This is a genomic window from Streptomyces sp. NPDC059866, assembly GCF_042731325.1.
Lineage (GTDB): Bacteria > Actinomycetota > Actinomycetes > Streptomycetales > Streptomycetaceae > Streptomyces > Streptomyces flavusporus.
The window spans coordinates 1-9,346 of sequence record NZ_JBHWJT010000091.1; the positions used below are offsets into that span (position 1 = coordinate 1).

Genomic DNA, 9,346 nt, shown 5'->3' on the forward strand with positions numbered 1-9,346 from the left:
GAGGTGTTCGTCGCCGGTGTCGAGGTCGACTGGTCGCCGTGGGTGCAGGGTGGTCGGCTGGTGGATCTGCCGACGTACGCCTTCCAGCGGCGGCGTCACTGGTTGCCGGCGGGGCGGTCGGTCGTGGATGCGGCCGGGCTCGGACTGAACTCCGCTGATCATCCGCTGCTCGGCGCGGCCGTACGGCTGGCCGGCACTGATGATGTCGTCCTCACGGGACGCGTGTCCCGCGCGACCCACCCCTGGCTGGAGGACCACGCCGTCTTCGGCACCGTCCTGCTGCCCGGAACCGCCTTCGTCGAGATGGCGCTCCGCGCGGCCGACGAGGTCGGTTGCGGTGTGCTGGAGGAACTGACGCTGGAGCGGCCGCTGCTGCTGTCGGAGGACGCGCCGGTCGCGGTGCAGGTGTCGGTGGGGGCGCCGGACGCCTCCGGTCGTCGGTCCGTGGTGGTGCATTCGCGGGCGCAGGACGCCGAGGCCGAGTGGGTCCGGCATGCCATGGGTGTGGTGGCGGCCGGCACGGTCGCCTCCGCGGAGCGGCTGGACGGGGTGTGGCCGCCGGCCGGTGGGCAGGCGGTGGACGTCTCCGAGGCGTACGAGCGCCTGGCCGGCCTCGGCTATGGCTATGGTCCTGCGTTCCAGGGCCTGCGTGGGCTGTGGCAGGTCGGTGAGGAGCTGTTCGCCGAGGTCCAACTGCCCGATGAGGCCGATGCGTTCGGGATCCATCCCGCGCTGCTGGATGCCGCGCTGCATCCGCTGCCCTCGGGTGATCTCAAGGTGCCGTTCTCCTGGAACGGTGTGCGGCTGCACTCGGTGGGTGCCTCCGCACTGCGGGTGCGGTTGTCGCCGCGCTCCGATGGCGCCGTGCGGGTGACGGCGTTCGACGGTGCCGGGCTGCCCGTCGTCACGGTCGATGAGCTGCGGTTGCAGCCGATGGCGCCGGAGCAGTTGGGGTCGACGGTTGCTGATCCGCTGTTCGAGGTGCGGTGGGTTGAGATACCGGCCCCGGACGGTTCGTCGGGTGTCCCGGCGGACGTCATGGTCGAGTCCGTGGAGCCGGGCGGCGACGTCCGTGTCCGGGTGGCCGAAGTACTGGAGTTCACCCAGCGTTTCCTGGCCGAGTCCGCCGACACCGACGCCCGACTGGTGGTCGTCACGCGCGGTGACATGACCGGGACGCCTGACCCGGCGACGGCGGCCGTGTGGGGTCTGCTGCGTTCCGCGCAGGCCGAGCACCCCGGTCGTCTCGTGATCGTCGACATGACCGGCTCCGAGGACACCAGGGTGGTCGTTGGCTCGGCCCTGGCATCGAATGAGCCCCAACTCGCCTGGACCAACGGGCAGTTGCACGCTCCCCGTCTCGGCACGGTCGCCCTGGACATGAAGACACCACGGGACTGGAATCCGGACGGCACGGTGCTGATCACCGGGGCCGGCGGTGCGCTGGGCCGACTGGTGGCCCGGCACCTCGTAGCGGAGTACGACGTACGGCATCTGCTGCTGGTCAGCCGCCGGGGTGGGGCCGGTTCGGAGGATCTGGTCGCCGAGTTGCGGGCGGCGGGGGCGTCGGTGACGTTCGCCGCTTGTGATGTGGCCGACCGGGAGTCGCTGGCATCCGCGTTGGCGCAGGTACCGGATGAGCATCCGCTGACGGCTGTCATCCACGCGGCGGGTGTGCTCGACGACGGTGTGGTGACGGCGTTGACGCCGGAGCGGGTCGACACGGTGATGCGGCCGAAGGCCGACGGGGCGCGGTTGCTGGACGAGCTGACCCGGGGTGCGGATCTGGCGGCGTTCGTGCTGTTCTCGTCCGCGGCCGGGGTCCTGGGTACGGCCGGGCAGGGCAACTACGCCGCGGCCAACGCCTTCCTGGATGCGCTGGCCGGTGCGCGCCGGGCCGAGGGGCTGGCGGCCACGTCGATGGCGTGGGGACTGTGGACCAGCGACAGCGCACTGACCGCCCGCCTCGACGACACGGACCTGGCGCGGTTGTCGCGCAGTGGGCTGGCACCGATGTCACCCGCCCAGGGCCTGGCGCTGTTCGACGCCGCGCTGGCCGCCGACCGGGCAACCGTCGTCCCGGCCCGTTTCGACCTGCCGGCCCTGCGGAACCGCGCCGCGCAGGACAACCTCCCCGCCCTCTTCACGTCCCTGGTCCGTGCCCCCGCGCGACGAGCGGCGGCGGCCTTCGGTGCCGAGGACGGCGCGTCATGGGGTGCCCGGATGGCGGCCCTGGAGGAGACCGAGCGGGAGTCCGCGCTCCTGGACCTGGTGGCCACACAGATCTCGTTGGTGCTGGGGCATGGAGATGCCGCCTCGGTGGAGCCGTCCCGTGCCTTCCGGGACATGGGCTTCGACTCGCTGACCGGTCTTGAGCTGCGTCAGCGTCTGCAGTCCGCGACCGGACTCAGGCTGCCGTCGACGCTGGTCTTCGACTACCCCACCCTCACCGCACTCGTCGGCTTCCTCGCCGAGCAGATCGACGGCACGGCCACCGGTCCGGCGACCCCGACGCCGCTGACCACGGTCACGGACGACGACCCGATCGTCATCGTCGGCATGGCCTGCCGCTACCCCGGCGGCATCGAGTCGCCGCAGCAGCTGTGGCAGGCCACACTGGACGGCGTCGACGCGGTCGGTGAGTTCCCCACCGACCGTGGCTGGGACGTCGAGGGCATTTACGACCCCGATCCCGGCCGTGCCGGCAAGACCTACACGCGCCGGGGCGGATTCCTGCATGACGCGGCCGTGTTCGAGCCGGAGTTCTTCGGGATCAGCCCGCGTGAGGCGGCGGCGATGGACCCGCAGCAGCGGCTGCTGCTGCAGACCGCGTGGGAGGCCTTCGAGCGGGCGGGTATCGACCCGACCTCGCTGCGCGGCAGCAGGACGGGCGTGTTCGCCGGTCTCATGGCGATGGAGTACGGGCCGCCGCTGCACGAGCCCATCGAGGGCATGGACGGTTTCCGCATGCTCGGCAACTCGTCGAGCGTCGCGTCCGGCCGGATCTCGTATCTGCTGGGGTTGGAAGGCCCGGCGATGACGGTGGATACGGCGTGCTCGTCGTCGTTGGTGGCATTGCATCTGGCGGCGCAGGCGCTGCGGAACGGGGAGTGCACGCTCGCGCTGGCCGGTGGTGTGACGGTGATGTCGACGCCGACGACGTTCGTGGAGTTCTCGCGGCAGCGGGCGATGTCTGCGGACGGTCGGTGCAAGGCGTTCTCCGACGACGCGGACGGTGCGGGGTGGGCCGAGGGTGTGGGTCTGCTGGTCGTGGAGCGGTTGTCGGACGCCGAGCGGCACGGTCACCCGGTGCTGGCGGTCGTGCGGGGTTCCGCGGTCAACCAGGACGGCGGCAGCAACGGGCTGACGGCGCCGAACGGTCCGTCGCAGCAGCGGGTGATCCGGGATGCTCTCGCCAGTGCCCGGCTGACCGCCGCCGACGTGGACGTGGTCGAGGCGCATGGCACCGGCACCGCGCTGGGGGATCCGATCGAGGCGCAGGCGCTGCTGGCGACGTACGGCCAACACCGGTCGGCGGACCGGCCGTTGTGGCTGGGCAGCATCAAGTCGAACCTCGGGCATACGCAGGCGGCTGCCGGTGTGGCCGGTGTCATCAAGATGGTGCAGGCGATGCGGCACGGTGTGCTGCCGCGTTCCCTGCATGCCGAGGTGCCCTCCCACCACGTCGACTGGACCGCCGGCCAGGTCCGGCTGCTGACGTCCGAGGAGGAGTGGCCCGAGCTGGACCGGCCGCGCCGCTCTGCCGTGTCGTCGTTCGGGATCAGCGGGACGAACGCGCACGTCATCCTGGAGGCGCCGCCCGAGGAGTCCGTGACCGGTGACGAGGTGCCTCAGGCGCCGGTCGTCCCCTGGGTGCTGTCCGCGCGGACCTCCGAGGGCGTGCGGCGGCAGGCCGCCCGGCTGCTGGCGCGGGTCGGCGAGGACGAGGGCATCGACCCGCGGGACATCGGGTTCACGCTGGCGACCGGCCGGGCGCTGATGGAGCACCGGGCCGTCGTCCTCGGCGCCGGCCGGGACGAACTGGCCGACGGGCTGGCTGCCCTCGCGCGCGGCGAGGAGTCGCCCACCACGGTCGTCGGGACGGCCCGCGACACCGGGGCGGGCGGGCCGGCGCTGGTGTTCTCCGGTCAGGGATCGCAGCGGGCCGGCATGGGCCGGGAGCTGTACGAGCGGTACCCGGTGTTCGCCCGGGCCTTCGACACCGTGTGCGCCGCCGTGGACGCACATCTCGACGGCTACGCCGAACACCGGCTGAAGGACGTCGTGTTCGCGCCCGCCGACACGCCGACGGCTCGGCTGCTCGACCAGAGCATGTACACGCAGACCGGCCTGTTCGCGCTGGAGGTCGCGCTGCTGGAGCTGCTGCGGGACTGGGGCGTGACCCCCGCCTACGTCATGGGCCACTCGCTCGGCGAGATCACCGCCGCCCACGCGGCCGGCGTGCTCTCGCTGGGCGACGCCTGCGCCCTCGTCGCGGCCCGCGGGCGCCTGATGCAGGCCATGCCGGGGGGCGGCGCGATGGTCGCGGTCGCCGTCGACGAGGAGACCGTCCGGGCGTACATCGAGCAGGCGGGACTGGCGGACTCGGTAGGGATCGCGGCCGTCAACGGGCCGCAGGCCGTGGTGGTGTCCGGCGACGAGGCGGCCGCGGTCGCCGTCGCCGACCACTTCCGGGCGGCCGGGCACCGGGTGCGGCGGCTGTCGGTCTCGCACGCCTTCCACTCCCACCACATGGACGGAATGCTCGCCGAGTTCGCGGACGTGCTGGCCGGGCTGTCGTTCCGGCCGCCGCGGATCCCGCTCGTGTCCAACGTGACCGGCGGCCCGGCCGACCCCGAGCTGCTGTGCACCCCGCAGTACTGGGTGGACCACGTCCGCGGGGCCGTACGCTTCGCCGACGGCGTCCGCTGCCTGGCCGAACATGGCGTCACCGCCTACCTCGAGCTCGGACCGGACGCCGTACTCACCTCGATGGTGCACGCCACGCTCGACTCCCTGGACTCCCAGGACGGCGTCGTCGCCGTGGCCGCGCTGCAGCACGGTCAGCCGGAGGCGCTCGCCCTTGCACGGTCGCTCGCCCAGCCGTTCGTGGCGGGCGCCACGGTGGCCTGGGAGCGGCTGCTGCCCGGCGGACGCCGGGTCGAACTGCCGGGCTACCCGTTCGCGGGGCAGCGCTACTGGCAGGACGCCACCGAGTCGCCGGCCGGCATCCGGGCGGCCGGCCTGAACGCCACCCACCACCCGCTGCTGGCCGCCGCCGTCTTCCTGGCCGACGGACAGGCGGTGCTCACCGGCCGTGTGCTGCCCGGCTCCCACCCCTGGCTCGCCGACCACGCGGTGAACGGCGACGTGCTGCTGCCCGGCACCTCCTTCCTCGAACTGGCGCTGCACGCCGGAGACGAGGTCGGCTGCCCGCACGTCGAGGAACTGACGCTGGAGACACCCCTGGTGCTGCCGGGCGACAGTGCTGTCTACCTCCAGGTCGTCGTCGGCGCGCCGGACGACACCGGCCGCCGGTCGATCACCGTCCACTCGTCGGCCTCGCCCACGGACACCGCCGACGAGCAGCCGCCCGTCCGGCACGCGACCGGCGTCCTGTCCACGTCGTCCACCACGCCGGACGACCCGTGGCCGTGGCCGCCCGCCGACGCCCGGCCGGTGCCCCTGGACGGGCTCTACGACGGCCTGGCCGAACGCGGTTACGGCTACGGCCCGGCGTTCCAGGGGCTGCGCGCGGCCTGGCGAACGGACCGTGAGCTGTACGCGGAGGTCGATCTGCCCGTCGAGCCGGGCACGTACGGCATCCATCCCGCCCTGCTAGACGCCGCCCTGCACTCCCTCACCCTCGGCGTTCCCTCCGTGTCCGCCGGGGACGTCGGGGACGCCGGGGACGCAGCCCGGCCGCTGCTGCCGTTCTCCTGGGCCGGCGTGACACTTCAGGCCTCCCGCGCGCCCGCGGTCCGGGTCCGGCTGACCGGCACCGGCGAGGGCGCGGTGTCGCTGACCGCCGTCGACGCGGCCGGCCGGCCCGTCATCACCGTCGGCTCGCTGATGCTGCGGCCGCTGTCCGCGACCGGCACGCAGCACCGGGACACCGGACTGCACCTGCGCTGGCGGCCCGTGCCGACACCGACCGAGCCGGGTGCGGTGGACACGTCGGCGGTCACCGTCGCCCATGTCGAACCGGGCGGCGACCTGCGCGCCCGGCTGGCCGAAGTCCTGGAGCTCACCCAGCGGTTCCTCGCCGAGACCGCGGACGACGATGCCCGGCTCGCCGTGGTCACCCGGGGTGCGCTGGCGGAACACCCCGACCCGGTCACCGCCGCCGTATGGGGCCTGCTGCGCTCGGCACAGGCCGAACACCCGGGCCGGCTGCTGCTCGTCGACGTGGACGAGTGGTCGACCGACGCCCTCGACACGGCCCTCGCCTCGGGCGAACCGCAGGTCGCCGTCCGCGCCGGACAGGCCCTCGCACCCCGCCTCGCCCGCTCCGCGCCGGACACGCCGAACGTGCCGGACACGGCAGTCCCGCGCCCGCTCGACCCGGACGGCACCGTGCTCGTCACCGGCGCGAGCGGCACCCTGGGACAGCTCGTGCTGCGGCGGCTGGTCTCCGACCACGGCGTCCGCCATGTGCTGCTGCTCAGCCGCAGCGGCGCCGAGGCACCGGCCGACGTGACCGCGGACGGCGTACGTGTGGAGTCCGTCGCCTGCGACGTGGCGGACCGGGAGCAGCTCGCCCGGGCGCTGGCCCGTGTCCCCGCCGAGCATCCGCTGACCGCGGTGGTGCACACGGCCGGTGTCCTCGACGACGGCGTCCTGGAGTCGATGACGCCCGAGCGGCTGGACTCCGTCCTGCGGCCCAAGGCGGACGCGGTGCGCCACCTGCACGAGCTGACCGCGGACGCCGACCTGGCGGCCTTCGTGGTGTTCTCCTCGGCCGCCGGTGTGCTCGGCTCGCCCGGCCAGGCCAACTACGCCGCGGCCAACGCCTACCTCGACGCCTTCGCCGCCCACCGGCACGCCGCCGGACTTCCGGCCGTCTCCCTCGCCTGGGGGATGTGGACACAGACCAGCACGATGACCGCCGGCCTGGGCACCGCCGACCGCAGCCGCATCGCCCGTACGGGACTGCTGCCGATCTCCACCGAGGAGGGCCTGGCGGCCTTCGACCGGGCGCTCACCGGCGCCCGTCCGGTCGTCGTCCCCGTGCGGGTCGACACGGCCGCCCTGCGTCCGGACACCGCCCCGCCGCTCCTGCGGGACCTGGTGCCCGCCCGGAACCGGCGGACCACGGCCGACGCCAGGACGACAGCAGCAGCTCAGAGGTCCGAGGAGACCCTGGAGAGCAGGCTGCAGGCACTGCCCGCCGAACAGCGCCGCGAGCTGCTGCTCGACCTGGTGCTGACCGACGTCGCCCTGGTCCTCGGACACGGCGACCCACGCCACCTCTCCGCCGACCAGGCCTTCCGCGACCTGGGCTTCGACTCACTGACCGCCGTGGAACTGCGCAACCGCATCAACCAGCGCACCGGACTGAAACTGACCGCCACCGCGGTCTTCGACCACCCCAGCCCGCACGCCCTGGTCGACCATCTGCTCGACCGTCTCACCCCGACACCCGCCGAGACACAGAACACCGGCGAGCCGACCTACGAACAGGTGATGGCCGACCTGGCCCGGGTCAGGAACCACCTGGCCGCACTGGAACTCACCGGAACACAGCGCGCCGCGCTGGCGGCGACGTTCCGCGGTCTGGCGCAGCCGTGGACGAACGGCGAGCCCGTGGCGGTGGCCGCGGACCCCGCGCCGAGCGGCCTCGAATCCGCGAGCGCCGACGAGGTCCTGGACTTCGTCACCAACAGCCTCGGCATCTCCATCTCCGGCAACGAATCGCCCACGGACCTGAGTTGAGAGTGAGTTCATGCCCACCGAAGAAGAACTGCTGAAGTACCTCAAGGCCGTATCCGAGGAACTGCACACCACCCGCGGCCGCCTGCAGACTCTCGAAGGCCGGCGCACCGAGCCCGTGGCGATCGTCGGAATGAGCTGCCGGCTGCCCGGCGGCGTCACCTCGCCCGACCACCTCTGGGACATGGTCGTCAAGGGCGAGGACGCCATCGGCGAGTTCCCCGCCGACCGCGGCTGGGACGTCGACGCCCTGTACGACCCGGAGCCCGGCAACCCCGGCAAGACCTACACCCGCTCCGGCGGATTCCTGTACGACGCCGCGGACTTCGACCCGGCGTTCTTCGGAATCGCCCCGCGCGAGGCGCTGGTGATGGACCCGCAGCAGCGACTGATGCTGGAGGCCTCCTGGCAGGCACTGGAGAGCGCCGGAATCAACCCGCACACCCTCAAGGGCACCCGCACCGGCGTCTTCGCCGGTTCCTTCCACCACGACTACGACACTGGCGGCGGCAGCGTCGGCAGCCTCGTCTCCGGCCGGGTCGCCTACACCCTGGGCCTCCAGGGTCCCGCCGTCACCGTCGACACCGCCTGCTCGTCCTCGCTGGTGGCCCTGCACCAGGCGGTACAGGCCCTGCGCAACGGCGAGTGCATCCTCGCCCTGGCCGGCGGCGTGACCGTGCTGTCGACCCCCGGCGTCTTCGTCGAGTTCTCCCGCCAGCGCGGCCTCGCCCCCGACGGCCGCTGCAAGTCCTACGCCACCGCCGCCGACGGCACCGGCTGGGGCGAGGGCGTCGGCATGCTCGTCCTGGAGCGCCTCTCGGACGCCGAACGGCTCGGCCACCGGATCCTCGCCGTCGTCCGCGGTTCCGCGATCAACCAGGACGGTGCCTCCAACGGCCAGACAGCGCCCAACGGACCCGCACAACAGCGCGTGATCCAGGATGCGTTGGCGAGCGCACGGCTGACCACCGCCGACGTGGACGTGGTCGAGGGACACGGTACGGGGACGACGCTCGGCGACCCGATCGAGGCGCAGGCGCTGCTGGCGACGTACGGCCAACACCGGCCGGAGGACCGGCCGTTGTGGCTGGGCAGTGTGAAGTCGAACCTCGGGCACACCCAGGCCGCCGCCGGTGTCGCCGGCATCATCAAGATGGTGCAGGCGATCCGCAACGGCGTCCTGCCCCGCACCCTGCACGTCGACGAACCGTCCCGCCACGTCGACTGGGAATCCGGCGCGGTCCGCCTGCTGACCGAGAACCGCCCCTGGCCCGAGAGCGGGCAGCCCCGCAGGGCCGGCGTGTCGTCCTTCGGCTACAGCGGGACGAACGCGCACGTGATCCTGGAGGCGCCGCCGGTGCGGGAGGAGCCGGCCGAAGTGCCGGTGGGTGGGGGTGTGGTGCCGTGGGTGGTG

General features: G+C 73.1%; 2 protein-coding genes. Both read left to right on the forward strand.

All coding sequences use genetic code 11. The annotated features are described in order from the left end of the window. The first annotated feature begins 60 nt into the window (after nt 1-60). Entirely contained in the window at nt 61-7,935 is a 7,875-nt protein-coding gene (locus tag ACFV7R_RS46180) for an SDR family NAD(P)-dependent oxidoreductase (protein WP_385276572.1), read from the forward strand. 31 nt (nt 7,936-7,966) lie between these two features. After that, on the forward strand, nt 7,967-9,346 hold a 1,380-nt coding region (locus ACFV7R_RS46185; RefSeq protein ID WP_385276575.1), incomplete at its 3' end, for a type I polyketide synthase.